Raw genomic sequence first — 26,477 nt, forward strand, 5'->3', positions numbered from 1 at the left:
AGCCGTACCGGCTGAGACCCTAACCTGCGGGAGTCCGAAGCGAAGTGACTCCCCAACATGCTCATACCCTCCTCCAACCCGCGACATTCGCTGCTCGCGCTGGCTTGCGCCGGCCTGCTGATCGGCGGCTGCTCGGCGGTCAGCGAACATCCGGTGCCTGCTCCCCATCCGCCTGCTGGCGGCGACTGGCAGGCGCTCGCCAGCGGTACCACCGCACAGGACCCGCCCAGCGATTGGTGGCGCCTGTACCAGGACCCGCAACTCGACCAGTTGGTAACCCTGGCCCTGCGACATAACCACGACCTGCAAGCCTCCCTCGCCCACGTCGATGAACTGCTGGCCCTGCTCGGCCAGGCGCGAGCACAACGCTGGCCCGGTACCACAGCGAGCTGGCAGACCTTCTACGGCCGCACCAGCGATGACCAGACCCTCGCCAAGGCCACCGGCAGCCGCGCCGGCTCGCAGTGGAACCAGGTGCCGGGGTTCGCGCTGGACTACCAACTCGACCTCTGGGGCCAGGTGCGCCAGTCGATCCTCGCCGCCCAGGCCAACGCGGAGGCCGCTCGAGCCGCCCACGACCATTTGCAGGTCAACGTCGCTGCCGGCACCGCCCGCGCCTACGCCAATGCCTGCGCCTACGCCGCGCGGTCGGCCATCCAGCGGCATTCGGTCTCGACCGTGGAGCGCAGCCTCGACCTCACGGTCCGCCAGCGCCGTGCCGGGCTGGTTACCGATCTGGAGGTGGATCGCGTCCGCAGCCTGCTGGACGAAACCCGCGCCCTGCTGCCGCGCCTCGAGGCCGAACACCAGGCCGCGCTGGAAGAACTCGGCGTGCTCACCGGCAGCGAGCCGGGGCGACTGCCGGCCGCGGTCAGCGACTGCCAGAACGTGCCTCGGCTGAGCCGGGCGCTGCCAGTCGGCGATGGCTGGGCGCTGCTGCAACGCCGCCCGGACATCCGTGCCGCCGAACGCGCGCTGGCGGCCGCCGGGCATGAAGTGGGTATGCGCCAGGCCGACTTCTATCCCAGCGTGTCCTTTGGCGCATCGATCAGCTCCTCCGCCGAGCGCCTGCACGACCTCGGCGATCATGAAGCGATCACCTATGCCATCGGCCCGCTGATCCGCTGGAGCTTTCCCAACCTGCTGGTCACCCGCACCCGCCTGGAGGGCGCCCAGGCCCACGAACGCCGGCGACTCGCCCGTTTCCAGCAACAGGCGCTGGTGGCGCTCAAGGAGGTTCGCCAGAGCCTGGCCCGCTACAGCGGCGAGACGGGCCACCGCGAAGCGCTGGCCAGCGCGCTCGACAACAGCCGCAACGCCTACCGCCTGGCCCGGGTGAACTACCAGGCCGGCGCCCTGGACTTCCTCGACGTACTCGACAGCGAGCGCGCCATGGTCCGCCTCGAGGCGGACAAGGCCGAGGCCGACCGGCAACTGGTCGAGCGCCAGATCGAACTTTTCCACGCCCTCGGCGGCGGTTGGCAGGCTCCGCCTGCCAACGAACTGGCCGGGCGCCAAACCGCTTCTACGGAACCCGCACGATGAACATTGCCGTCGATGACCCGCAAATCAACGCCGCCGAACAGAAGGCACAGATCGAATGCAAGCGCCGGCAACGCCGCCTGGTCTGGCTGGGGGGCGGCGTCCTCGCCGCCGCCGTGCTGGGCTATGGCCTTTACTGGGCCGGCATCGGCCGCTACCTGGAGGAAACCGACGACGCCTATGTGCGCGCCGACTGGATCACCATCAGTCCGAAGGTCTCCGGCTACGTCGCCGAGGTGCTGGTGGAAGATAACCAGAGCGTGGCCGCCGGCACCCCGCTGGTACGCCTCCAGGAGCGCGACTACCAGGCCCGCTTGCAGCAGGCACGGGCCCGGCAGGCCGAGGCTCGCGCCGCCATCGAAGCGCAGCAGGCCGCGCTGGTGACGCTGGATGCGCAGTTGAAGGAGCAAGAGGCGCTGATCGAGCAGGCCGACGCCGATATCGACAGCGCCCGTGCCGAACGCCAGCGCGCGCAACTGGACTTCCAGCGCTACCGCGACCTGGTGGCCCAGCATGCCGCGAGCGACCAACGCCTGGAGAGCGTCACCGCCGATTTCGCCCGCGCGCGTTCAGCCTTCAACCGTGCCGAAGCCGCGGCCAGCCGGCAACGCACCCGCCTGAGCGTGCTGCAGGCCAGCCGCGATCAGGCCGTCGCCCAGTTGCAACAGCAGCAGGCCCGCGCCGCCGGGGCGGACGCCAGCCTGGCCCTGGCGGAAAACGAACTGGAAGACACGTTAATCCGCGCGCCCATCGCCGGCGTAGTCGGCCAGCGCCGCGTGCGCCACCGCCAGTACGTCACGCCCGGCTTGCCGCTGCTGGCCCTGGTGCCGGTGGAACAGTCCTACGTGGTGGCCAACTACAAGGAAACCCAGCTGCGCCGCATGCGTCCCGGCCAGCCGGTGGAGGTGCGCGTCGACAGCTTCCCCGACAGGGTGTTGCACGGCCGCGTGGAGAGTTTCTCGCCCGGTTCCGGGGCGATCTTCGCCCTGCTGCCGCCGGACAACGCCACCGGCAACTTCACCAAGATCGTCCAGCGCTTCCCGGTGAAGATCACCCTGGATCCCGACGCCCGCCGGCAGTTGCCAATCCTGCCCGGCATGTCGGTGATCGCCGAAGTGGACACCCGCGACAGCGCGGAGGCGCAGCCCGATGGCCAGTGACAGCGAGAAGACCTCGCTCAAGGCCTGGGTGGCGGTGATCGGCGGGCTGTTCGGCTGCTTCATGGCGGGCATGAACGTCCACGTCACCAGTGCCGCCCTGCCGGAAATCCAGGGCTCGCTGAGCGCCAGCTTCGAGGAAGGCTCGTGGATCTCCACGGCCTACCTGGTCGCCGAGATCGTGATGATTCCGCTGACCGCCTGGCTGGTGGAGGTGTTCTCCCTGCGTCGGGTGATGCTGGTCGGTTCGGCGATCTTCCTCGCAGCCTCGGTGGCCTGCTCGTTCTCGCCCAACCTTGCCACGCTGATCGCCGTTCGCGTGATCCAGGGCGCAGCTGGCGCAGTGCTGATCCCGCTGTCTTTCCAGCTGATCATCACCGAGCTGCCGCCCTCGCGGGTGGCCATGGGCATGGCGTTGTTCAGCCTGTCCAACAGCGTCGCCCAGGCCGCCGGTCCGTCCATCGGCGGCTGGCTCACCGACGCCTACAGCTGGCGCTGGATCTTCTACCTGCAGCTGGTCCCGGGCGTGTTGCTGCTCGCCGCCGTGGCCTGGTCGATCAAGCCGAAATCGATGCAACTGCAGAAGCTGCGCAACGGTGACTGGCTGGGTATCGCCAGCATGATCATCGGCCTGGGGGCGATCCAGATCGTGCTGGAGGAAGGCGGCCGCAAGGACTGGTTCGGCTCCGACTTCATCACTGCGATGCTGGCCATCGGCGTGGTCGCCCTGCTGCTGTTCATCTGCACGCAACTGTTCGGCCGGCGCTCGTTCATCAACCTGCGCCTGCTGGCCGGCTACAACTTCGGCGTGGCCAGTGCGGCGATGTTCATATTCGGCGCGGCGACCTTCGGCCTGGTGTTCCTGGTCCCCAACTACCTGTCCCAGTTGCATGGCTATAACGCCCGGGAGATCGGCGTCAGCCTGATCGCCTACGGCCTCGTGCAGTTGCTCCTGGCACCGCTGATGCCGCGCCTGATGCGCTGGCTGAACCCCAAGCTGATGGTCGCCAGCGGTTTCGCCATCATGGCGCTGGGTTGCTACCTCGGCGCGCACCTGAACGCCGACAGCGCGGCCAACGTGATCATTCCCTCGACGGTGGTACGTGGCATCGGCCAGCCCTTGATCATGGTGGCGCTGTCAGTGCTGGCGGTGTCCGGCTTGTCCAAGCAGGAAGCCGGCTCGGCCTCGGCGCTGTTCTCCATGCTGCGCAACCTCGGTGGCGCGGTGGGCACGGCAGCGCTGACGCAGATCGTCTCCCAGCGCGAACGCTTCCACTCAGAACGCATCGGCGAGCAGGTAACGCTCTTCTCGCCCGCCTTGCAGGAGCGCCTGCAAGGCGACCCTGGCAGCGCTTTCGCCCTCAACGAATGGCTGCCGGCACAGGCCGAAGCCCTCGCCCGCCTGGGCACGCACATACGCCACGAGGCATTCCTCATGGCCTATGGCGATGCGTTCTATCTGGCCTTCATCGCCCTGCTGGCGTGCGCGGTGGCCGCGCTGGCGCTACGCGGCGGGAAACAGGCCTGAGGGCCGGCGTGCCTGGGCCCACCAGGCACGCCTGATGCGTATCAGGGCTCGTAGCCGGGCTTCCTGAAGAGGTTCTCGCCGGCACCGAGGATATCGGTGTCGTAAACCTTGCCTTTCCAGTCGGCCGGGGCGAAATCCTCGATGGCCACCGAAATCGACTCGTCCGGGCAGCCAATGGCCGTTTTCAGTGCCTTGGCTATTTCTTCGGTCAGCGCCTCCTTCTGCGCCTGGGTTCTTCCTTCGAGCATCTTGACGATGACATGGGGCATGGCGGTCTCCGTGATCAGGTGGGTCGCCCTGGATAGCAGAAATGGACCGCTGATGAAATGGCTGAACTCCCGCGACAGCACCTGGCGGCGCCAACGGCCGGGCGTGCACTCCCAGACACCGGTGAGCAGGCCGCCCTCGCCTTCCTCGGCGTGGGTCGCGGTGCTGGATACCGGAGTACCCAGGGGTTCCTTCACCGGCTGCGACGCCGGCAGTTCGAGTCCGGCGGTGCCGGTGAGCAGAATCGGTTGGGGCATGGGGCTTTTCTCCTAGAGGTCCTTGTCTTCGAGTCCGGCCGGTGCGAAGCCGGCCAGGGTACGGTCCAGCCAGCCGCCCTTGCGGTTCTGCGCCTCGGCCTGCTCCTTGCGCTGCACCGCGCCGCGCACCATCAGGCCACCGAGGTAGCGCACCGGCTCGAGCGGGAAGCGCTTGGGCTGGCGGCCAACCAGGCCGCAGCGGCTCCATTCGTCATCGATGCCCAGCGCCAGGCTGGCGAGAATGCGCCCGCCCAGGCGGCTCGGGCCGACACCGTTGCCGCTCCAGCCGATGCCGTAGACGATGTGCGGTGCGCCATCCAGATGGCCGAACACCGGCAGGCTGTCGTAGGTGCGGTCGATGGGGCCGGACCAGCTGTGGGTCACCGGTACATCGCTCAGTTGCGGGTAGGTACGGCGCAGGTCCTGCTCGGTGTCTTCGCTGAGCTGCGGGTTGTGGTCGTAGCTCTCGTCGATGCGGCTGGCGTAGCTGATCATCCCGGTGCCCTTGCCAAAGGCAATGCGGCCATCCCGGGTGGTGCGGTAGTAGTCGACCATCAACTGCGAGTCGGTGATGGCTTCGCCGCCGGTCCAGCCGATCTGATCCAGGCGCTCGGGGATCGGCGCGGTGGCGACCACGGTGCTGGTCACCGGCAGGATGGTGCGGCGCAGCTCGGGAATTGCTGCCGCCCAGGCGTTGGTCGCCATCACCACCTTCGGCGCTCGCAGTTCTCCGCCGGGGGTGCGGATCACCGCCGGCTGGCCGCGATCCAGGCTGAGCATCGGGGTGTTTTCGAAGATGTGCACGCCCTTCTCCAGCGCCACCCGGCGCAGACCGCGCACCAGGCGGGCCGGCTGCACGGTGGCATTGCTGGCTTCGAGCACGCCTTCGAGGTGCTTCGCGGAGCCGGCGCGGCTCGCCACTTCGTGGTTGGAGAGCGACTGGAACACCGGCTCGCCAAGGCGCTCGCAGGTCTGCTGCACGCCTTTCCAGGCGCCGCGCTGTGCTTCGGTGGTGGCAGTCCACAACCAGCCGGCGCGACGGAAGTGCGCGTCGATGCCGTGGGCCGTGCAGAATTGCTCGATCTCACCGATGGCCGCCGCCGATGCGCGAGCCAGGCGCAGCGCCTCGTCCTTGCCGCACTGCGCGGCCAGCGAGCTGATCTTCGGCCACCAGGACATGACGAAGCCGCCGTTGCGCCCCGAGGCCCCGCCACCGCAGATGTCGCGCTCGATGATGGCGATACGGCAGTCAGGCTTGAGCTCCAGCAGGCGCAACGCGGTCCAGAGGCCGACGAAGCCGCCGCCGACGATGGCCACGTCGACGTCGAGCGGGCCTTCCAGTGCAGGCAGCGGAGTCAGCTCGGAGGCGATTTCCTCCAGCCACAGGGAACGTTTCATGTGCGGATTCCAGATCGAACGGTAGTGCGCCACTGTCCTGCGTCAGGCCAGCGGCGAACAATCGTCCATTCCATGCAATCCGGGGGAAGGCCTCATACGAAGATATGAAGCCGTAGGAGCCGACTCCGTCCGCGATGGTTACGCCCAGCGCCTGTTCAATGGGAGTGGCGGTGAGTCATCGCGGACGGAGTCCGCTCCTACGCTCAGTTGCGGGTCTTTTTGGGGGCGAGGCCGGGCTTGGCGAACTTCACGATCAGCCAGTTCTCCGACTTGCCGTGCTTGACCGTGACCTCGGCCACGCGAATGCTCGCCGGCACCGTGGCCAGCACCTGGCGCGCGTCGAGGCCCGGCTTGATGTATTTGTCGAGCTGTTCGTAGAGGCGGTAGCTGATCATCCCGCTGCGCAGCGCGTGGGTCTCGAAGTCGCCGATGGCCTTGGCATCGGCCTCGGTGCGGTTCGGGTTCAGGGTGTGCGCCAGCACGTCGACCACGTTCTTGTCGTCGGCGATGGCCACCAGCATGAAGCGCTTGGCCACTTCCTGCAGTACGCGTCGGTACGCGGCATCGTTGTATTCGCTGTACAGCACCGCCTCGACCAGCTTCTGCTTGTCGAAGGTCAGCGCCAGGCGAAAACGCGTGCCCGCGTAGTCCACGCCATCCTTGCAGCGCGCGGTGACGCCCATGGGCTGCAGGCATTCGACGAAGCCCTGCTGCTTGCCGAAGCCTTTCTGCGCCGCGCCGTAGTTGTACTTGCCGAACAGCGGATCAGCCGCCGAGGCCATGCCCGCCACGCACATCAACAGTGCGCCCATTGCCCATCTGCCCATCACAAACCCGTCTCACGAAATGCAAAGGACGCGAGGATAGAGGATTCGGCGGCGTTATGGCGCCCCACAGACGACAATCGGAACATTGTAGGAACGGGCCGAGCCCGTGATCCGTCGGCAGGGCCGACGCCCACTCAATCGAACCGGTATTCCAGACCCGCCCCCGCATACCACGAACGCCCCGGCGCCGCCTCGTAGTAGCGCCCATTGCTGTCGCCCACTATCACCGAGCCGACGTACTGGCGGTCCAGCAGGTTGTCCAGGCGCAGCAACTGGTGGAAGGTCCAGGGCCCGACATGCTGCTCGAAGCGGGTGCGCCAGTTGAACACCGCGTAGCTGGGCGCCGGTTTGTCCTCGTTGCTGTCCTCGACATAGACCTTGCTGCGGTATTGGCCCTCGAAACCCATGCTGACGCCGTCCTGCGGCTTCCATACCAGCTCGCCGAACAGGCTGCTGCCGGGCACGCCGGGCAGGTGGTTGCCCTTCTCGATGGTGCTGCCACTCTCGACGAAGTCCTCGTCGTAGGTGGCGTCCAGCCGGGTGTAGGCCAGGTTCGCCTGCCAGTGTTCGGACAGGTCGCTCTGCATGCCCAGTTCGAAGCCCCGGCGCAGGGTCTTGCCGGCGTTCTGGTAGCTGGTGCGGCCGCCGCTGGAACTGGCGACGACGATCTCGTCGTCGGTGCGGATTTCGAAGATCGCCGCGTTGACCCGCGTATTGCCGGCGACCTTGGCCTTCAGGCCGATCTCGTACTGGGTGCTGGTGGCCGGGTCGAGGCCGAAGTTGAAGCTTTCGGCCAGGCCCGGCGCGTAGGCCATCTCGGCCTGGGTCGGGGTCTCGAAGCCCTTGCCGGCGCTGACGTAGCCGTGCAGCTCGGGGGTGAAGGCGTACATCACCGAGAGCGAGGGGGTGTTCTGCTGGTATTTCTTCGAGCCGCTGGAGTCACCGTTGCTCAGGTAGTGGTCGTCCACTTCCATCTTCATGCTGCTGTGCCGCAGGCCGGCGTCGACCGTCCAGTTGCCCAGCTCCCAGCGCGCCTGCACGTAAGGGTCGAGGCTGGTGGCGATGTCATTCTCGTCGCGCCGCATCTCGCCCTTCACGCCCAGCTGGTCGCCGCTGAAGTTCTGGAAGCCCTTGCGGTCGTCCTCGCTGCGGTCGTAGTCCACCCCGGCGGTGACGGTCAGCTCACCCGGCACCCCGTGCACGGGCTGGATCCAGCGCAGGGTGCCACCGTGGAATTCGCGGTCGAAGTCCACCACGCCACCGCCGCGCTGGGAGTTGGAGGCCACCGTCCTGGGGATCGACAGGTACTGCACCACGCTGCGCTGGCCGGCATAGAGGTTGAACTGCAGGGTCGCCTCGCCGAAATAGCGCTCGTAGTTCATGCCCAGTTGCTGGTGGTCGATGCTTTTGCGCGTGTTGTACAGCTCTGCCGCCGGCGCCACGGAACGTGGATCGTGCTTGTACGCCTTCCAGGTCTGGCCCAGCGGGTCCTGGGTGCCGTTCTGCTCCAGGCTGCTGTAGATCAGCGCCAGGCGGCTGGCTTCGTCGGGCTTGAAGTTGAGCTTGGCGAAGGTCTGGTCGCGGCGCGCAGCGCTGTGGTCGCGGTAGCCGTCGGTGTCCATGCGCGAGGCGTCGAGGAGGAAACCGGCCTGGTCGGTGCCGCCCTCGGCGTAAAGGTGGTTCTTGTTGAAGCCGTCGCTGCCGAAGGTGGTTTCCGCACCGACTTTCGGCGGGCCGTAGCCGTCGCGGGAGAACATCTGGATCACCCCGCCGCTGTTGCTGCCGTAGAGCGTCGAGGCCGGGCCGCGCAGCACTTCGATGCGATCGGCGACGTCGAGGTTCAGCGTCGCCGCCTGGCCCTGGCCATCCGGCGTGCTGGCGGGGATGCCGTCGCTGAGCAGCTTCAGCCCGCGAATGCCGAAGGCCGAGCGGGCGCCGTAGCCGCGCGAGGAAATCTGCAGGTCCTGGGCGTAGTTCTGGCGGTTCTGCACCACCAGGCCGGGCACGCGCTGCAGCACTTCGGAAGCATTGACCCCGAGCTGGCCATCACTGAGCTGCGGTTGCTGCACGGTGTCGATGGAGAACGGCAGGTCGAAACTCGAAACCGGCGCATAGGCGCCGGTCACCACCATGGGTGCGAGCAGCGCGTCGCTGTTGGTTTCCGCTGTTTCTGCGCGGGCCGGTTGGCCGTGGGCGACGCCGCAGATCAGCAGCGGCAGGCATTTGAGGGGGACGGGTACGACAGAGCGGGAAGCAGGCACGGCGACTAGGATTCTTCTGTAGGACCGAACGGCGATGCTGCCAGTCTCGGCAGCCGCTGCACAGGGTTTGTGGATCGGGTTCTTGGGGACAAGAGCGCGGACCGGAGGTTATTTCATCTGTCCGGAATTTCATCTTCGACGATTGTACTATCTAGTTAATTAGCTTGCTAAGCGTATAATCGACGAATTCCACAGCGAGAACCTTCTGTATGAAACCGGTACAGCGTGCCTTCGGCGCGAGCACTTTCATCCTCATCGGCCTGGGCGTGATCATCGCCCTCCTCGGCCTCGCCCTGGCTGCCGGCGGCATCCGCCTGGTCAGCCTGGGCGGCTCCTGGTACTTCCTCATCGGCGGCCTGGCCATGGCCGTTTCCGGCCTGCTGATCGGGCTGCGCAAGCCGGCCGGCGCCTGGCTGTTCGCCGCCTTCCTGGTCGCCACCGCGGCCTGGGCCGTGGCTGACAGCGGCCTGGTGTTCTGGCCGCTGTTCTCGCGGCTGTTCATGTTCAGCGCCATCGGCGTGGTGGTCGCTCTGGTCTACCCGCTGCTGGCCCGTTCCGCAGGCCGTTCCGCAGGCCGCGGTGCCTACGGTATCGCTGGCGTGCTGGCGGTGCTGGTGGCGATCGCCGCCGGCAACATGTTCGTTGCCCACCCCAGTGTCGCACCGACCGGCAAGGGCCCGGGCCTGACGCCGGTGGACCCGGCCCATGCACAGCAGGACTGGGCTCACTACGGCAACACCGAAGGCGGCAGCCGCTTCGCCGCGCTGGACCAGATCAACCGCAGCAACGTCGACCAGCTGAAGGTCGCCTGGACCTATCACACCGGCGACGTGGCCCTCAGCGACGGCAACGGTGCGGAAGACCAGCTGACACCGTTGCAGGTCGGCGACAAGGTGTTCATCTGCACCCCGCACAACAACCTGATCGCTCTCGACGCGGACACCGGCAAGGAACTCTGGAAGAACGAGATCAACGCCCGGTCGAAGGTCTGGCAGCGTTGCCGCGGCATGGCCTACTTCGATGCCACCCGGCAGATCGCTCAGCCGACCCAGCCCAACAGCTCGCCGATCATCGCCGCCAGCGTGCCAGCAGGCGCCAACTGCCAGCGTCGCCTGCTGACCAACACCATCGACGCGCGCCTGATCGCAGTAGATGCCGATACCGGCGAGTTCTGCCAGGGCTTCGGCAACAACGGCCAGGTCGACCTGAAGGCCGGTCTGGGTGACGTGCCCGATTCCTACTACCAGCTCTCCTCCGCCCCCCTGATGGCCGGCACCACCGTGGTGGTCGGCGGCCGCGTCGCGGACAACGTCCAGACCGACATGCCCGGCGGCGTGATCCGGGGCTTCGACGTCATCACCGGTGCCATGCGCTGGGCCTTCGATCCGGGCAACCCGGAAGACAGGCAGGCCCCGGCGGACGGCAAGACCTACGTGCGCAGCACCCCCAACAGCTGGGCGCCGATGTCCTACGACCCGGCGATGAACACGGTCTTCCTGCCCATGGGCAGTTCCTCCACCGACATCTATGGCGTGGAGCGCACGAAACTCGACCACACCTACGGCGCCTCGATCCTCGCCTTGGACGCCACCACCGGCGCCGAAAAGTGGGTCTACCAGACCGTGCACAACGACCTCTGGGACTTCGACCTGCCCATGCAGCCGAGCCTGGTGGACTTCCCCGTGGCCGATGGCAAGAGCGTGCCCGCCGTGGTGATCGGCACCAAGGCCGGGCAGATCTACGTGCTCGACCGCGCCACCGGCAAGCCGCTCACCGAGGTGAAGGACGTGCCGGTCAAGCCGGGCAATATCCCGAACGAGCCGTACTCACCGACCCAGCCGCGCTCGGTCGGCATGCCGCAGATCGGCGCACAGACCCTCGCCGAATCGGACATGTGGGGCGCCACGCCCTATGACCAGCTGCTGTGCCGGATCGACTTCAGGAAGATGCGCTATGACGGCCTGTACACCGCGCCGGGCACCGACCTGTCGCTGAGCTTCCCCGGTTCCCTGGGCGGCATGAACTGGGGCAGTCTCTCCACCGACCCGGTGCACGGCTTCATCTTCGTCAACGACATGCGCCTGGGCCTGTGGATCCAGATGATCCCCTCGGCCAACAAGGGCGCGGCAGCCGGCGGTGGTGAGGCGCTGAACACCGGCATGGGCGCCGTGCCGCTCAAGGGCACGCCCTACGCGGTGAACAAGAACCGCTTCCTCTCGGTGGCCGGCATCCCGTGCCAGGCACCGCCGTTCGGCACCCTCACCGCCATCGACCTGAAGACCCGCCAGGTGGCCTGGCAGGTTCCGGTGGGCACCGTGGAAGACACCGGCCCCCTGGGCATCCGCATGCACCTGCCGATCCCCATCGGCCTGCCGACCCTCGGCGGCACGCTGTCCACCCAGGGCGGCCTGGTGTTCATCGCCGGCACCCAGGACTTCTACCTGCGCGCCTACGACAGCAGCAATGGCCAGGAAATCTGGAAGTCCCGCCTGCCCGTGGGCAGCCAGGGCGGCCCGATGACCTACGTCTCACCGAAGACTGGCAAGCAGTTCATCGTCATCACCGCCGGCGGTGCACGCCAGTCCACCGACCGCGGCGACTACGTGATGGCCTACTCGCTGCCCGACACCCAGTAAGTCTCCTGTCGCGCCCGCCGCTGGCGGGCGCCTCCTTCCGGCGCGGCCTACCACCGCGCCTTTTTTATTCGCTTCAAGTCCAGGAAATCCCATGCGCACTACCCTTCGCCTCTCGCCCGGCCTGCTGCTGTGCGTCGCCTCGCTGCCTGCGCTGGCCGAAGAAGGCCTGCTCGAAAGACCCACCCTGACCGGTGACTGGGGCGGCCTGCGCCACCAGCTGGAAGAAGACGGCGTCAAGTTCACCGGCGACTACAGCGGCGAGACCGCCTACAACGCCCACGGTGGCCTGCGCCGCTCGGCGCGCTACTCGCAGAATATCAAGCTGGGCGTGCAGTTCGACCTGTCGAAACTCTATGGCCTGGACAACGGCGGCAAGGTCCAGCTGACGATCAATGACCGGCGCGGCAACAGCGCTTCGGAAGACCTGGTGGGCAACCGCCTGCCGGTCCAGGAAAACTACGGCGGCCTCTACACCCGCCTGACCGAGCTGAGCTACGAACGCGACCTGGGCCGGACGCTGAACCTCAAGCTCGGCTACATGGCCATGGGCAACGACGTCGGCGGGCTGGACAGCGGCATCCTCTGCCACTTCATGAACGCCGGCTTCTGCGGGCATCCGCTGAACATGTCCGGCGGCAGCGGCTGGACCAACTACCCCAACGCGCACCTGGGCGCGCGGGTGAAGTACAGCTTCGCGCCGGACTGGCAACTGCGCATCGCCGCCTTCAACGTCGATCCGGAGAGCAACGGCAACTCCAGTCGCGCCTGGCACCTCACGCCCAAGCACACCACCGGCACCGTGGTGCCCATCGAGCTGATCTACAAGCCACAGGGCGAGCTGCCCGGCGAGTACAAGCTGGGCTGGTACTACGACAGTTCCAACGTGCAGCGCATCGGCAGCGACAAGGAGGTCTCCGGCCGCAGCGGCCATTACCTGCTGGTGGATCAGGCCGTGTGGAACGACCCGGCCTCCAAGGGGCGCAGCCTCCACGTCTTCGGCCAGGCCTCGGCCGCGAGCAGCGCTGCCTCGCCTTTCACCCAGTGGTATGGCGCCGGCGTCGTGCTCTACAAACCCTTCGACGGCCGCCCCAGGGACAGCCTCGCGCTGGGTTACGGCCGCGCCGTGCCCAGCCCGCGCAGCCGCGAAGTGCAGGAGGACAACGCCCTCGCCAATGGGCAGGACTTCCCGAACCTGGACAGCGGCGAGCAACTGATCGAACTGAGCTACGGCTACCAGGCCACGCCCTGGCTGACCCTGCGCCCTGACCTGCAGTACGTCATCGAGCCGGGCGCCTTTTCCGGCCAGGAGGTCGACAACGCACTGCTGCTCGGCCTGCAAGTGAAGGCGACGTTCTGAGACAAGCGTTCCTGAGACAAATTGATACAGTAACCCCATGATTAATAGGACTTTTCCCATACAAATAGAACGTCCGTACTCCTAAACTGGCCTGTCACCCTGCGGGAACACCCGTGGGACGTTGACACCGGTTATATGGAGCTACACATGCCCGGTTGGTATGAAATCAAGGAACTCAGCAGCGGCAACCGTCGCGTTCTGCTCAAGAACACGGCCCACGGCACTCTGCTGGAAACTCTGGCCTACCCGACACAGGAGGCAGCCGAGCAGGCCATCAACAGCCTCCGCAGCTCCTGTGCGGCCGTCGAGCGCTACAAGCGCCAGATGTCCCCCGGCGGCAAGAATTTCTTCGTGATCCGCGATAACACCGGTGCAGAACTGCTGACCAGCAAGCTGTACGACTCCGAGGCCGCACGCGAACAGGCGATCGCAACGATCGCCCAGGCCGGCCTCAGCACCGAGCTGCGCAAACACGCTTGAGTGACGAGTAACGAAAAGCCCCGCGCAATGCGGGGCTTTTTTCTGGCCGCCCCCCCTGTAACAGCGGACATGGCCCGCTGCTGCAGATCAGCCGGTTTCAGCCGTCCACGGTGGTCATGCTCTTGCCGTCGACCTGCCGCGTCGGCAGGGAAGCGGGGTCGAATCCGTCGATGCAACAGGCATTCACGCTGAGCAGCGCCGGGTTGCTGCGGCGCTGGTGATAGACGTAGATGCCGCACGTCCCGCAGAAATAATGCAGCGCGACGCCACTGTTCCAGCGATACAGGCGCAAGGCCTGCTCGCCGCGGGTCAAGCGGAAGTTGTCCTTCGGTACGGTGGCCATCAGGGCGTTGCGCTTGCCGCACAGCGAGCAGTCGCAGCGCACCAGTTCATCGAGTTCCGCATCGAAGGTGAAAGCCACTGCGCCGCAGTGGCAGGTGCCGGTGTAGTGCATGGCAGGCTCCTCTTCAGGGATGTCCCCAGCATAGACAGCAAGCCTATTCGTGATTACATATCAAGTATCCTTTGCCGTTACGCGCATTTTTATCAAAGGCCGACTTGCGGACAATGCCTTCCATCGCATACCCATTGGTCCGGAGTCCCAGCCATGCCCCTCGCCCTCCTGGCGCTGACCCTCAGCGCCTTCGCCATCGGCACGACGGAGTTCGTCATCGTCGGCCTGATCCCGACCATTGCCACCGACCTGGGCGTCACCCTGCCCTCCGCCGGCCTGCTGGTCAGCCTCTACGCCCTGAGCGTCGCCATCGGCGCGCCGCTGCTCACCGCCATGACCGGGCGTATCCCGCGCAAGGCCTTGCTGGTCGGCCTGATGGCGCTGTTCACCGCCGGCAACCTGGTGGCCTGGCAGGCGCCCAGCTACGAATCGCTGATCGTCGCGCGGATCCTCACCGGCCTGGCCCACGGCGTGTTCTTCTCGGTCGGCTCGATCATCGCCACCAACCTGGTGAGCAAGGACAAGGCGGCCAGTGCGATTGCCACCATGTTCAGCGGCATGACCGTCGCGTTCGTCACCGGCATCCCGCTGGGCACCTTCATCGGCCAGCACCTGGGCTGGCGCGTGACCTTCCTGGTGGTCGCCGCCTTCGGCGTGGTCGCCCTGCTCGGCAGCCTGCTGTTCGTGCCGAAGACCATCCAGCACACCCCGCCCGCGCCTCTGCTGCGCCAGGCCCGCGTGCTGCTGCAACCGCGCCTGCTGCTGGTCTACGCGATGACTGCCGTGGGCTACGGCGGCTCGCTGATCGCCTTCACCTTCCTCGCGCCGATTCTCCAGGACCTGGCCGGTTTCAGCCCGAACATGGTCGGCGCCGTGCTCCTCGCCTACGGTGTCTCGGTAGCCATCGGCAATATCTGGGGTGGCCGCCTGGCCGACAAGCGCGGCCCGGTCAGCGCCCTGAAGATCATCTTCGGCCTGTTGGCGTCCGTCCTGCTGGTGCTGACCTTCACCGCAGGCAACCCGTGGCTAGTGGTGCTGACGGTGCTGGCCTGGGGCGCAGTCGCCTTCGGCAATGTGCCCGGTCTGCAGGTGTATGTCGTACAGCAGGCCGAGCGCGTGGCCCCGGACGCAGTGGACGTGGCTGCCGGCTTCAACATCGCCGCGTTCAACCTCGGCGTGGCCGGCGGTTCCTGGGCGGGCGGTCTTGTCGTCAGCCACCTGGGCCTGGGCCATACGCCCTGGATCGCCGCCGTCGTCACCCTCGCCGCCTTCGGCCTGACCGCCCTGAGTGGCCGTCTGGACCGCAACAATTCCATGGAACCGGCCGCCCCTGGCGCGGTTCCCACTCACTGATCGACCAAGGAGACTTCCCATGAGCGTTCCCGCATTCGGCCTCGGCACTTTCCGCCTCAAGGGCCAGGCCGTCATCGACTCCATCCGCACCGCGCTGGACCTGGGTTACCGCGCCATCGACACCGCGCAGATCTACGGCAACGAAGCCGACGTCGGCGAGGCCATTGCAGGCAGCCGGGTCAAGCGCGACGAGCTGTACCTGACCACCAAGATCTGGACCGAGAACTACGCCGCCGACAAGCTGATCCCGAGCCTCAAGGACAGCCTGCACAAGCTGCGCACCGACCGCGTCGAGCTGACCCTGATCCACTGGCCGTCGCCCAAGGGTCAAGTGCCGGTCGCCGAGTTCATGGGTGCCCTGGCCGAAGCCAAGGCCCAGGGGCTGACCGCTGAGATCGGCGTCTCCAACTTCACCATCGCGCTGATGCAGGAAGCCATCGCCGCCGTAGGCGCCGGCCAGATCGCCACCAACCAGGTGGAACTGCACCCCTATCTGCAGAACCGCAAGGTGGTGGAATTCGCCCGGAGCCAGGGCATCCACATCACTTCCCACATGACCCTGGGCTACGGCAAGGTGCTCGGCGACGAGGTGATCATCCAGATCGCCAAGCGCCACGGCGTCACACCCGCGCAGGTCACCCTGGCCTGGGCCATGCAACTGGGTTATTCGGTGATCCCATCCTCCACCAAGCGCGAGAACCTCGAAGGCAACCTGCGTGCCGTCGACCTGCGCCTGACCGACGCCGACATGGCCGCCATCGCCGCGCTGGAGCGCAACGAGCGCATCACCAGCCCGGAAAGCCTGGCTCCGGCCTGGGATTGACCCCTTGCTTTTCACATCCGCCCTTCGGGGCGGCTTTATTGCTTCCCAGGAGTTCTCATGAGCGATACCCATGAAAACGACCACGCTGCCTGGACCTGGACGCCCGGTGCCGGCCTCGATGGCCTGAGCCTGTCGCGCCTGCCGGTGCCCGCACCCGGTCAGGACGAAGTTCTGCTGGCCAATACCGCCATCGCGCTGAACCCGGTGGACTGGAAGATGATCGACTGGGGCCGCGACGACTGGCAGCAGGGCCAGGTGCCCGGCGTGGATGGCGTCGGCATCGTCATCGCGGTGGGCAGCGACGTGAACCTGCGCGTCGGTGCGCGCGTCGCCTATCACCAGGCCCTGGCGCGCGGCGGCAGTTTCGCCGAATACACCGTGCTGCGCGCCCGCGCCGTCTACCCGGTGCCGGATTCGCTGGATGACGCCACCGCTGCCAGCCTGCCCTGCCCCGGCCTCACCGCCTGGCAGGCGCTGGAAAAACTGCCCGCCTGCACCAACCGCGACGTACTGGTGACCGGCGCTGGCGGTGCGGTCGGCTACCTGCTGGCGCAGCTCGCCCTGCAACGCGGCCTGCGCGTGTGGGTGACAGCCTCGGCAAAACACCGCGAGCACCTGCTGCAGTTGGGCGTCGCCGGGGTCTTCGACTACCGCGATGGCCAGTGGACCCGGCAACTGCTCGAAGTCCTCGGCCCGCGCCGCCTGCACGGAATTTTCGACACCGTAAGCGGCAACCATGCCGCCAGCCTCGCCCCGCTGCTGGGCTATAACGGCCACCTGGTGTGCATCCAGGACCGCCTGGAAAGCGCCCCGCTGCCCGCATTCAGCACTGCCATCTCGTTGCATGAAGTGGCGCTCAACAGCATTCACGCCCACGGCGACACGCTCGACTGGCAAGTGCTGCACGCCGCTGCTGCGCACCTGTTGCAGGGCGTCGCGGACGGCCAGTTGCAGGCGCCGGCCAGGCAGTTCTTCGACTTCACCGAACTGCCCGAAGCGCTGCGCCGCTTGAAGTCCGGCGAAGGTAACGGTAAATGGATCAGTCTGTTCCCCGCGCCGGCAGTGGCTGCCTGAACCGGCCCTTCGCGCGGGGTTGGGATCATGCGCAGGAGCGGGCTCTGTCCGCGATCGTCTTGCCATCGCTCCGGCCGACCCTGGAGCACGGCCAGCCCATCGCGGACAAAGTCCGCTCCGACACGCGCCGGACACGCCGGCGACACACAGCGAACAGGAGAACAACATGGATCTGGGTATCAAGGGCCGTTGGGCCGTGGTCTGCGCCGCCAGCAAGGGCCTGGGCAAGGGCTGCGCGCTGGCGCTGGCCCGCGAGGGGGTGAACCTGGCGATCAACGCCCGTGACGCCAGCACCCTCGCCGCTACCGCCGCGCAGCTGCGCCAGCTGGGCGTGGAAGTGCGCGAAGTGGCTGGCGACATCAGCCAGCCGGAGGTGCGTGCCGCGCTGATCGCCGCCTGCCCGCAGGTGGACATCCTGGTCAACAACGCCGGCGGCCCGCCGCCCGGCGATTTCCGTGACTGGGAACGCGAAGACTGGCTGCGCGCCCTGGAGCTGAACATGCTCACGCCCATCGAGCTGATCAAGGCCACCATCGACGGCATGGCCGAGCGCGGTTTCGGACGCATCGTCAACATCACCTCCGGTGCGGTGAAGGCGCCGATCGACGTGCTCGGCCTGTCCAATGGCGCACGCAGCGGCCTGACCGGCTTCGTCGCCGGCCTCGCCCGCCAGCCGCGAGTGGCTGGCCACAACGTGACCATCAACGGCCTGCTGCCCGGCTCCTTCGATACCGACCGCCTGCGCAGCGGCATCCAGCGCGCCGCCCAGCTCAGCGGCCGCGACGAAAGCGAACTGATCGAAGCCGACAAGCGCGCCATCCCCGCCGGACGCTTCGGCAGCGCCGAGGAATTCGGCGCCTTCTGCGCCTTCCTGTGCAGCGCCCACGCCGGCTACCTGACCGGGCAGAACCTGCTGCTCGATGGCGGGGCTTATCCGGGAACTTTCTGATCCTATCCGCGATGGACAGGCCGTGCTCCGTGATTGAACGGAGTGGCGATGAGTCGATCGCGGACAGAGTCCGCTCCTACGGCGACCGAAGCACCGAAGCACCGAAGCACCGAAGCACCGAAGCACCGAAGTCAGCCTGTAGGAGCGAGCTTGCTCGCGAACACCCCCGCCAAGACGCGGTTTGCGAGCAAGCTCGCTCCTACAAAAGCAACCCTCCGAGCTCGGCAACTCTCTACAATCCAACCCGCCGCTCCCGAACAGGCCTGCCGATGAAAGCCCACTCCGACGAACTCAAGACCTTCGCCACGGTGATCGACTGCGGCTCCATCACCGCCGCCGCCGAGCAGTTGGGGCTGACGCCCTCGGCCGTCAGCCGGGCGCTGTCCAAGCTGGAGGAAAAGCTCGGCACTACGCTGCTCAACCGCACCACGCGGCGCATGAAGCTGACCGAGGAAGGCGAATTCTTCCTGGAGAACGCCCGCCACATCCTTGAACAGATGGATGCCCTGGAGGAGCGCCTGGCCCTGCGCCAGCAATCCCCGGCCGGGCGCTTGCGGATCAACGCCGCCTCGCCCTTCATGCTGCACGCCGTAGTGCCGCATATCGGCGTCTTCCGCCAGCGCTATCCGGACATCGAGCTGCAGCTCAACACCAATGACCTGAACATCGACCTGCTGGAACAGAGCACCGACATCGCCATCCGCATCGGCCACCTCGCGGACTCCAGCCTGCACGCCCGGCCGCTGGGCAGCAGCCGCCTGAACCTGCTCGCCGCCCCCCAGTACCTGGAGCGCCACGGCACTCCGACCAGCCTGGAAGAACTGCTCGGCCACTCGATGCTGGGCTTCACCCAACCCGAGGCGCTGAACGTCTGGCCGATCCGCCATGCCGGTGGCGACACCCTCACGGTCAACCCGTCACTGTCAGCCTCCAGCGGCGAGACCCTGCGCCAGCTGGCCATCGGCGGCCAGGGTATCGCCTGCCTCGCGAGCTTCATGACCTGCGACGACATCCGCGCCGGGAGGCTGGTGCGCGTGCTGCCGGAGATGACCAGCGAACGCCGCCAGCCGATCCACGCGGTGTACTACCGCAACTCACAGTTGGCGCTGCGCATCCAGTGCTTCCTCGACTTCATCCAGGAGCGTCTGGCGCAATCGCTGCACGCCACCGGTTAAACCAAGAAATTTCCCACAGCCAGAAAACCTCGACCACACTCAACAGGGTTCGCGACGCTCCACCGCCAGGGGCGTCATCCCCCCGTGATCGAGGGCCTGGCATGTCACCCATGCTGCTGTACCTGCGCGCCATCATCCATCCTGGCCGCGACACCCTGCTGTTCGCCCTGCGCACCGTGCTTGCGGGGCTGCTGACGCTGTACCTGGCATTCCTGCTCGATCTCGACCAGCCCAAGTGGGCGACCATGACGGTGGTGATCATCAGCACCCCGCTGGCCGGCATGACCCTGCAGAAGAGCTTCGGCCAGGTGATCGGCACCGCCATTGGCGCCATGGTCGCCGTGGCCATCATGGCGCTGTTCCCCCAGGCGCCGCTGCCCTTCATCGTGACCCTGGCGCTGTGGCTGGCGATCTGCACCGCCGGCGGCACCCTGATGCGCTTCACCTATTCCCACGCCTTCGTCCTCAGCGGCTTCACCGCCGTGATAGTCGCGTTGCTGGCCCAGCCGGCGCCCGAATCCACCTACACCCTGGCCATCACCCGCGTTACCGAAACCTTGCTGGGCGTGGCCTGCGTGACCCTCGTCAGCCTGTTCTTCGCCCGTCCGCAGAGCGTGGCGCGCGGCTACTTTGCCAAGGTCGACCAGTTGATCCGCCTGATCGCCGTGCACGCCGCCGCGGTGATCCGCGGCGAAGAACGGGAAGAGGACTTCCGCCAGCGCCAGCAACAACTGCTCGGCGAGATTTCCGCCCTGGAGATGCTGCGCCGCCATCTCTATTTCGACGCCCCGCGCCTGCGCGGCGCCGACGAACTGGTGCAGCAACTGGCCAATCAACTGGTCCTGATGACTTCGCGGCTGGCCATCCTGCGGCGCCAGCGCAAGTTGATCGAGGCGCGCCTGAGCGGGCCGCTGCCCGAGTCCGTGCGCCGTCTGCGCGAGGACGAGCTGGCCTGCCTGGCCGAGCTGGCCGAGTTCGGCCGCGACCTTCCCGCCCCCACCCGCAAGCGCATCACCCAGTTGCGCCAGCGCTTCGACGCCGCCGCGCGGCAGGCCGAGGAACTGGCTGACGGCCTGCCCACATCCTTGCGCTCACTGGCCTGGGCGCTGCGCTTCGAGCAGGCGCGGCTGATGCAGCAACTGGACGAGATGATCGAGCTGAGCGAGGCGATCCAGGAAGGCCGTCCCGGCAGCAGCTCCTATCCGCAGAGCCAGGCCCACGCCCTGCACCTGGACTTCCACCTCGCCGCGATGAATGCCACCCGCGCCTTCGTCGCCCTGTGCTGCGCCGGCTGGATCTGGATCGAGACCGCCTGGGACGGCGCCCGCGCCGGGATGATCCTGATCGGCATCCTCTGCTCGCTGCTGGCCACCTTCCCGCGCCCGCTGCTGGCGAGCCTGGCCTACATGCGCGGGCTGGCCATGGCGCTGGTGGCGTCGGCGCTGCTGCAGTTTCTGCTGCTGCCCAGCGTCGGCGACTTCGAGATGCTCGCGCTGTTCCTCACGCCACTGCTGTACGTGATCGCCGTGGGCCTGGCCAACCCGCAGACCGCCGGGATCGGCATTGGCCTGGGACTGTCCACCTTCCTGCTGGTGGGCCCGCAGAACCAGGGCGCGTGGATCAACACCTCGCTGCAATGGTTCGAGTTCGCCGGCGGATATGTCAGTGCCGGAGTCCTGGCCTTGCTGGTGTACGCCTGGGTGTTTCCCTTCGATGCCGATGCGCGCCTGCGCCGCCAATCGCGCCGGACCCGCGCCGAGGTGCGTTCGGTGCTGCTGTCCAAGCCCAGCGAGGCGCGCCGCTTCCTGTTCGAGAGTCGCATGGTGGATCGCCTGGCGATCATGCTCGGGTTGTTGCCGGCGGCGCGCGACAGCCAGTCCGGCGAGCGCTTCCAGTGCAGCCTGGCGAGCATGACCCTGGGCGTGGTGCTGCACCAGCTGCGCCGCGAGAGCCTGAACGCCAATGGCCTGCCGCAGGCCCTGCGCGCGCGCCTGTCGCTGCTGCTCGATGAACTCGCCGCCTGCCTCGACCAGCCACCCGCTGCGCCGCTGCACCGGGTGCTGCCGGCCATGCGCGAACTGGGCAACGAGCTGGACGAGCTGCAAGGCCACGGCAACTACCCCAGCGGCGATGCCATGCGCCCGGTGTTCGTCAGTGGCGTGGCGTTGCTGGTGGCTGCCGACCTGCTGGAGCGTTTCCGCGACCTCTACGGCGAATCCGCCACCTTGCACGACGACCACGGGGAAGCCGCGCTGCATGCCCGTTGATATCGAACTGGGCGGGGTCTACCTGCCGCCATTGGCCCAGGCGCTGCTGCTGGCCCTGCCGATCTTCCTGCTGCTGGACTGGTCCTTGCGCCGCCTTGGCGTACTGCGTCTGGTCTGGCACGAGGCGCTGTTCGAAGGCGCGCTCTATGCCTGCATCTGCGCGGGCCTGATCCTGCTCATGGGAGCCCTGCACTGAATGCCCAGCCTGCGCAAAGCCCTGCCGCCACTGATCACCCTGGCCGTGGTGGGACTCGCCCTGATCCTCGGCTACTTCGCCTGGACCTATTACACCCGCGCCCCCTGGACCCGCGATGCGCGGGTGCGTGCCGACGTCGTGACACTGTCGGCGGATGTCACCGGGCGCATCGTCGAACTGCGGGTGAAGGACAACCAGCACGTCAGCAAGGGCGAGCTGCTGCTGAGCATCGACCCGGCGCGCTATGAACTGGCGGTGCTGCATGCCGACCGCGCGGTGGAGGTCGCCCGCGCCGCACTCGGCCAGTCCCAGGCGGCAATTGCCGCCAACCAGGCACTGCTGCACCAGCGGCAGAGCGAAGAGGTCCGCCGCAAGGCGTTGAAGGCGCGCTCGGCGATCTCCAACGAGGAATGGGAAAAGGCGCATACCGACGTCACCGTGGCCGAGGCGCAGCTGTTGCGCGAGCAAGCCAATCTGGCGTTGGCGCAAGCCAACGTCGCCCTCGCCGAAGCGGCGCAGAAGCAGGCGCGCCTGGACCTGGAGCGTACCCAGGTGGTGGCGCCGGTGAACGGCTATGTGACCAACCTGCTGACCCGCGCCGGCGACTACGCCACCGCCGGGCACTCGCTGGTAGCGCTGGTGGACAGCGACTCCTTCTACGTCGGCGGCTATTTCGAGGAAACCAAGTTGCCGCGCATCCGCGAAGGTGATGCGGTGGAGGTGCAGCTGATGAGCGGCGAGCGCTTCGATGGCCGCGTCGAAAGCATCGCCTTTGCCATTACCGACCGCGAAAACGCCCCCGGCGCGCGGCTGCTGGCCAACATCAACCCGAGCTACACCTGGGTGAAACTCGCCCAGCGCATCCCCGTGCGCATCGCCATCGATCCGGCCTACGAGGGCCGCGACCGACTACGCGCCGGCACCACCGCCACCGTCAGCGTTCTTCCGGGCAACAATTCCGCCGATGTCCGGTAGGCCGGTTACGGAACTTTCATCGCCGCCTGGTCATCAACCCATCGCGTGATTGTCACCCGCGAGGTGCAGCATGCACCCAGCTTCCCGCATCCCGCGCGGACGCCCGCGCACGAGGATGCCCCTTGCCCCGCCTTCGCCTTCTGGCCGTTTCCCTGCTGACCTGCACCGCCCTCGCCCTGGTGGCTTGGCGCTCGCTGCCCACGCCGCTGGAAGACGTGCCGAGCAGCAGTTTGTTCGCGCAGAACTGGGCCCGCGGCGGGGTCGTCCTGCTGGTCCGCCACCTCGAGCGCTGCGACCGTTCGAGCGCCGAATGCCTGGGCGCCGCCGACGGCATCACCGCCCGCGCCGCCGCCCTGGCACAAAGCATGGGTGAAAGCATCACGCGTCTTGGGCTGGCGGCCACCGACATCTACAGCAGCCCGGCCAACCGCACCATGCAGACCGCCGACCTGATGTTCGACCGCAGTGTGGCGCGCCAGGACTGGCTGCTGACCTGCAAGGGCGGCGACCTCGCCGCGCAGATTCGCGAACACAAGGCCGCGCACCGCAACCTGGTGCTGGTCACCCACAGCGAGTGCTTCGATCTTCTGCGCGAAAACCTCAAGGTACGCGACACCGACACCCCCGAATACGGCAGCGCCCTGGTGCTGTTCGACGACAGCGATCCGAAGCTGCGCATCGCCGGTGAGGTCGAGACCGATGAATGGTTGAAGCTGCTGAGCCCGAGCAACCCGAGCTGAAGCCGCTGCCAGAACGCCCAATCTGTGCCATCTTCTTGGGATCGTTCCAAGGAGAGGCTCGATGCCCGCCCTGCTCACTTCCCACCCATTGTTCGCCGCCCCCATCCTGCTGCTGATCGACCTGCTGCTCTGGCGGCTGGTCGGCCCGGCCCATCCGCACTGGCGGCTGGCCACGCGCATCCTGTGTTTCTTGCTGTTCAGCCTGCTGCTGTTCAATGCCGGGATGAATCCGCTGCGCGCCGCGCCCTGGCCGGAAGACCTGCCCAGCCACATGGTCGCCACCGCCGTGCAGATCTTCTGGTGGCTGTTCTCCGCACGCTGCCTGACGGTGGTGCTGGGCTTCCTGCTGGTGCAGCGCATCGGCCATGGCGGGCGGCTGCTGCAGGACGTGGTCGGCGCACTGATCTTCCTGGTCGCCATCATCGCCGCCGCCGGCTACGTCCTGGAGCTGCCGGTGAAGGGCCTGCTGGCCACTTCCGGGGTGGTCGCCATCGTCCTCGGCCTGGCGCTGCAGAGCACGCTGAGCGACGTGTTCTCCGGCATCGTGCTGAACACCACCAAGCCCTATCAACTGGACGACTGGATCTCCATCGACGGCATCGAAGGCAAGGTCACCGAGATCGATTGGCGCTCCACCTACCTGCAGACCTCCCAGGGCACGCTGGCCGTGGTGCCCAATTCCCTCGCCGCCAAGGCCAAGGTGCTCAACCTGAGCCGTCCGGCGAACCTCTATGGCGTCAGCGTCAGCCTGACGGTCAGCCCGCACATTCGCCCACGCAAGGTGATCGGCGCCCTCGAAGACGCCCTGGGTGGCTGCCGCGCGCTGCTGGCCTCCCCGGCGCCAGCGGTCAGCGTGCGCAAGTCCGCGCCCGATGGGGTGGAATACGAAATGAGCGGCTTCGTCGCTGCCATGGGCGAGAAGCGCGAGGTGCGCAACCAGCTGTTCGACCTTGCCTACCGCCACCTGCAAGCCGCCGGCATCAACCTGCTGGCCGAGGCCGATGCGCCGATGCGCGAGAGCGCCTCGAGGGCACGGGCACTACTGGTGCGTTCGGGGCTGTTCGATGCCTTGCGTGACGAGGAGCGTGACGAACTGGCGAACCGCATGCAGCGTCGGCCCTTCAAGCGCGGCGAGGTGCTGTTGGCACCGGGGGATGTCAGCGACCGACTGCTGATCATCGACTCCGGCGTGGTCAGCGTTACCCTGCCCCACGACAGCCAGACCATCGAAGCTGGCCGCATGGGCCCGGGAGAAGTCTTCGGCGAGGCCGGCGTGCTGACCGGCACCGCCTGGCAGGCGCAGTTCACCGCCATCAGCGACGGCGCCGCCTACTACATCGACAAACAGACCCTGGCGCCCTGCATGGAAGCCCGCCAGGAAATCGCCGAGGCCATGGGCCGTCTGCTCGACTTCCGCCAGAAGGCCAGCGCCGCGCTGTTGGTGGAGCAGCCTACGGTGGTGCAGCAGCGCGGGCTGATGGCGTGGCTCAAGCAGCACGCCGGGCGCCGCTACAAGGCCTGAGCCCCTTGCGGGTTCAGGCGCCGATTTCCTGCAGGCAATCCAGCGGCACCCAGCCGGCCTCGCCGCCGGCGCGCACGCACCACAGCCAGCCACCCAGCTCGCGGCCACCCTCCAGGTGTTCGCCGACCTCCACGTCGAGCTCGCGGGCGGTGTAATCCTCCATCGCCACCCCGGCGCCCGGCGCGGTCATGTTGAACACCTGCGCCGGCACCCAGCCCTCGCGCTGGCCGGGCGTCGAGCAGAAGTACCAGTCCTCCCAGCCCCCGGCGCCTTCGTAGCGCTCGCCGACGAACAGCGGCGCGCCCTTGGCGAAGGTGATGGGCGCGGGGTATTCGCTGCGGTGGCGTTGAATCACTTCGTAGTGCATGTCGGTCTCCCGGTTCCCCTGGACCGATCCATGCTACTCCTCACAGCGCATCGTGGAAGATCAGCCCGAGGGTGAAGCGCTCACCGGTATGCAGTCGGCTGACGCCATGGCGAAGGTTGACCCGATGGTAACCTCGTACCCCGCGCACCGGGCGCTGAGCCACGGTGAACACCACGGCAGTACCCTGCTGCAACGGCACCACGGCCGCCCGCGACTGCATGCGCGGGCGCTGCTCGGTGAGGACGAATTCGCCGCCGGTGAACTCCTCCCCGGGCCGCGACAGCAGGATCGCCACTTGCAGCGGGAAAGCCAGCTCCCCGTAGAGGTCCTGGTGCAGGCAGTTGTAGTCCCCGGCGCGGTAGCGCAGCAGCAAGGGCGTCGGCCGGCGCTGGCCGGCGGCGTGGCATTGGTCGAGGAAGGTGGCGTGGTCCGGTGGGTATTCAATGCCTGTGCCCATGCGCTCCTGCCAGGTGTTGGCGATGACGCGCAACGGCGGATAGAAGGCTTCGCGAAGCTCCTGCAGCGACGCCGGCAAGGGATAGGCGAAATAGCGGTACTCGCCCAGGCCGAAATTGTGCCGGGCCATCACCACGCGGCTGCGAAATGGCCCGTCCTGGTCGTAGAGCGCCCGGAACGCCTCGCACTGCGCCCTGTCCAGCAGGCCGGGGATCACGGCGTGGCCGTCGGCGTCGAGCTGCCTGGCCAGTGCAGGCCAATCCAGGGTGGAGATCAGGTCGGCGAGGCTTCGTGTGGAAGTCATGGCAGCGGTCCGTAGAGACAACGCCTCAGTCTAGGACCGCCCCTTGATCCACCGCGCCCCAGGGCCGACTTTCAAACCTGCCCGGCAGGAGCGGACCACGCCCCCGGTAAAC

23 protein-coding genes are annotated in these 26,477 nt (G+C 67.2%); 16 read left to right on the forward strand and 7 right to left on the reverse strand.

The features are described 5' to 3' along the window. Window positions 1-57: 57 nt before the first annotated feature. Genes MJ122_RS08485 through MJ122_RS08495 form a run of 3 tightly spaced genes read left to right on the forward strand, consistent with a single transcriptional unit; the run spans window position 58 to window position 4,227 of the window. Window positions 58-1,545, forward strand: coding sequence for a TolC family protein (locus MJ122_RS08485; protein ID WP_239743714.1), 1,488 nt, complete (start codon window positions 58-60; stop codon window positions 1,543-1,545). After that, on the forward strand, window positions 1,542-2,702 hold the full coding sequence (locus MJ122_RS08490; RefSeq protein ID WP_239743718.1) for an HlyD family secretion protein: 1,161 nt from the start codon (window positions 1,542-1,544) through the stop codon (window positions 2,700-2,702). The genes MJ122_RS08485 and MJ122_RS08490 overlap by 4 nt, the downstream gene beginning before the upstream one ends. Continuing rightward, window positions 2,692-4,227 (forward strand): MDR family MFS transporter, encoded by a 1,536-nt coding sequence (locus tag MJ122_RS08495; protein WP_239743721.1) that lies wholly within the window; start codon window positions 2,692-2,694, stop codon window positions 4,225-4,227. Before MJ122_RS08490 ends, MJ122_RS08495 begins: the two co-directional genes overlap by 11 nt. 41 nt (window positions 4,228-4,268) lie before the next feature. Here MJ122_RS08495 and MJ122_RS08500 read toward each other — a convergent pair whose 3' ends face one another. The 4 genes from MJ122_RS08500 to MJ122_RS08515 all read right to left on the reverse strand — a co-directional run bounded on the left by MJ122_RS08500 (window position 4,269) and on the right by MJ122_RS08515 (window position 9,108). Continuing rightward, window positions 4,269-4,751, reverse strand: coding sequence for a tautomerase family protein (locus MJ122_RS08500; protein WP_239743723.1), 483 nt, complete (start codon window positions 4,749-4,751; stop codon window positions 4,269-4,271). Between the two features lie 12 nt (window positions 4,752-4,763). Continuing rightward, the gene (locus tag MJ122_RS08505; protein ID WP_239743726.1) at window positions 4,764-6,149 is read right to left on the reverse strand and encodes an FAD-dependent oxidoreductase; all 1,386 of its coding nucleotides are present in this window, start codon (window positions 6,147-6,149) and stop codon (window positions 4,764-4,766) included. A 203-nt stretch (window positions 6,150-6,352) separates the two neighbouring features. Next, a complete protein-coding gene (locus tag MJ122_RS08510; RefSeq protein WP_088421562.1) occupies window positions 6,353-6,961 on the reverse strand; it encodes a hypothetical protein in 609 nt (202 codons plus the stop codon). Window positions 6,962-7,110: 149 nt separating this feature from the next. Next, window positions 7,111-9,108 carry a TonB-dependent receptor gene (locus tag MJ122_RS08515; RefSeq protein WP_239743912.1) on the reverse strand — a complete coding sequence of 666 codons (1,998 nt, stop codon included), beginning with the start codon at window positions 9,106-9,108 and terminating at the stop codon, window positions 7,111-7,113. Window positions 9,109-9,446: 338 nt separating this feature from the next. On the opposite strand from MJ122_RS08515, the gene MJ122_RS08520 reads away from it, so the two are divergent. From MJ122_RS08520 to MJ122_RS08530, 3 genes are all read left to right on the forward strand, one after another. Next, on the forward strand, window positions 9,447-11,873 hold the full coding sequence (locus MJ122_RS08520; RefSeq protein WP_239743729.1) for a glucose/quinate/shikimate family membrane-bound PQQ-dependent dehydrogenase: 2,427 nt from the start codon (window positions 9,447-9,449) through the stop codon (window positions 11,871-11,873). 91 nt (window positions 11,874-11,964) lie between these two features. Next, window positions 11,965-13,230: a carbohydrate porin gene (locus tag MJ122_RS08525; RefSeq protein ID WP_239743733.1), complete on the forward strand. Its 1,266-nt coding sequence runs from the start codon at window positions 11,965-11,967 to the stop codon at window positions 13,228-13,230. 147 nt (window positions 13,231-13,377) lie between these two features. Continuing rightward, on the forward strand, window positions 13,378-13,710 hold the full coding sequence (locus MJ122_RS08530; protein WP_088421559.1) for a DUF1508 domain-containing protein: 333 nt from the start codon (window positions 13,378-13,380) through the stop codon (window positions 13,708-13,710). Between the two features lie 97 nt (window positions 13,711-13,807). Here MJ122_RS08530 and MJ122_RS08535 read toward each other — a convergent pair whose 3' ends face one another. Further along, entirely contained in the window at window positions 13,808-14,164 is a 357-nt protein-coding gene (locus tag MJ122_RS08535; protein ID WP_239743735.1) for a GFA family protein, read from the reverse strand. Between the two features lie 153 nt (window positions 14,165-14,317). On the opposite strand from MJ122_RS08535, the gene MJ122_RS08540 reads away from it, so the two are divergent. From MJ122_RS08540 to MJ122_RS08585, 10 genes are all read left to right on the forward strand, one after another. Continuing rightward, window positions 14,318-15,517 (forward strand): MFS transporter, encoded by a 1,200-nt coding sequence (locus tag MJ122_RS08540; RefSeq protein ID WP_088421557.1) that lies wholly within the window; start codon window positions 14,318-14,320, stop codon window positions 15,515-15,517. A gap of 19 nt (window positions 15,518-15,536) precedes the next feature. Next, on the forward strand, window positions 15,537-16,340 hold the full coding sequence (dkgB, locus tag MJ122_RS08545) for a 2,5-didehydrogluconate reductase DkgB (protein WP_239743737.1): 804 nt from the start codon (window positions 15,537-15,539) through the stop codon (window positions 16,338-16,340). A gap of 57 nt (window positions 16,341-16,397) precedes the next feature. Next, window positions 16,398-17,414, forward strand: coding sequence for a zinc-binding dehydrogenase (locus MJ122_RS08550; RefSeq protein ID WP_088421555.1), 1,017 nt, complete (start codon window positions 16,398-16,400; stop codon window positions 17,412-17,414). A 166-nt stretch (window positions 17,415-17,580) separates the two neighbouring features. Beyond that, window positions 17,581-18,363 (forward strand): SDR family oxidoreductase, encoded by a 783-nt coding sequence (locus tag MJ122_RS08555; protein WP_239743740.1) that lies wholly within the window; start codon window positions 17,581-17,583, stop codon window positions 18,361-18,363. A 269-nt stretch (window positions 18,364-18,632) separates the two neighbouring features. Continuing rightward, complete coding sequence (locus tag MJ122_RS08560; protein ID WP_239743742.1) at window positions 18,633-19,538, forward strand: LysR family transcriptional regulator; 906 nt, start codon at window positions 18,633-18,635, stop codon at window positions 19,536-19,538. Window positions 19,539-19,639: 101 nt separating this feature from the next. Continuing rightward, window positions 19,640-21,805 carry an FUSC family protein gene (locus MJ122_RS08565; protein WP_239743744.1) on the forward strand — a complete coding sequence of 722 codons (2,166 nt, stop codon included), beginning with the start codon at window positions 19,640-19,642 and terminating at the stop codon, window positions 21,803-21,805. After that, a complete protein-coding gene (locus tag MJ122_RS08570; protein WP_045207441.1) occupies window positions 21,795-22,001 on the forward strand; it encodes a DUF1656 domain-containing protein in 207 nt (68 codons plus the stop codon). Before MJ122_RS08565 ends, MJ122_RS08570 begins: the two co-directional genes overlap by 11 nt. After that, window positions 22,002-22,976, forward strand: coding sequence for an HlyD family secretion protein (locus MJ122_RS08575; RefSeq protein ID WP_239743746.1), 975 nt, complete (start codon window positions 22,002-22,004; stop codon window positions 22,974-22,976). 122 nt (window positions 22,977-23,098) lie between these two features. Continuing rightward, on the forward strand, window positions 23,099-23,716 hold the full coding sequence (locus MJ122_RS08580; protein ID WP_088421550.1) for a histidine phosphatase family protein: 618 nt from the start codon (window positions 23,099-23,101) through the stop codon (window positions 23,714-23,716). Window positions 23,717-23,777: 61 nt separating this feature from the next. After that, entirely contained in the window at window positions 23,778-25,238 is a 1,461-nt protein-coding gene (locus MJ122_RS08585; RefSeq protein WP_088421549.1) for a mechanosensitive ion channel family protein, read from the forward strand. 13 nt (window positions 25,239-25,251) lie between these two features. Here the strand turns inward: MJ122_RS08585 and MJ122_RS08590 are convergent, their stop codons facing one another. Further along, window positions 25,252-25,605: an SH3 domain-containing protein gene (locus MJ122_RS08590; protein ID WP_088421548.1), complete on the reverse strand. Its 354-nt coding sequence runs from the start codon at window positions 25,603-25,605 to the stop codon at window positions 25,252-25,254. 40 nt (window positions 25,606-25,645) lie between these two features. Then, window positions 25,646-26,365, reverse strand: a complete 720-nt coding sequence (locus MJ122_RS08595; protein ID WP_239743748.1) for a 2OG-Fe(II) oxygenase — start codon at window positions 26,363-26,365, stop codon at window positions 25,646-25,648. Window positions 26,366-26,477: the final 112 nt, after the last annotated feature.

It is taken from the genome of Pseudomonas sp. DP-17 (assembly GCF_022380625.1).
GTDB classification, from domain to species: domain Bacteria; phylum Pseudomonadota; class Gammaproteobacteria; order Pseudomonadales; family Pseudomonadaceae; genus Pseudomonas; species Pseudomonas nitroreducens_A.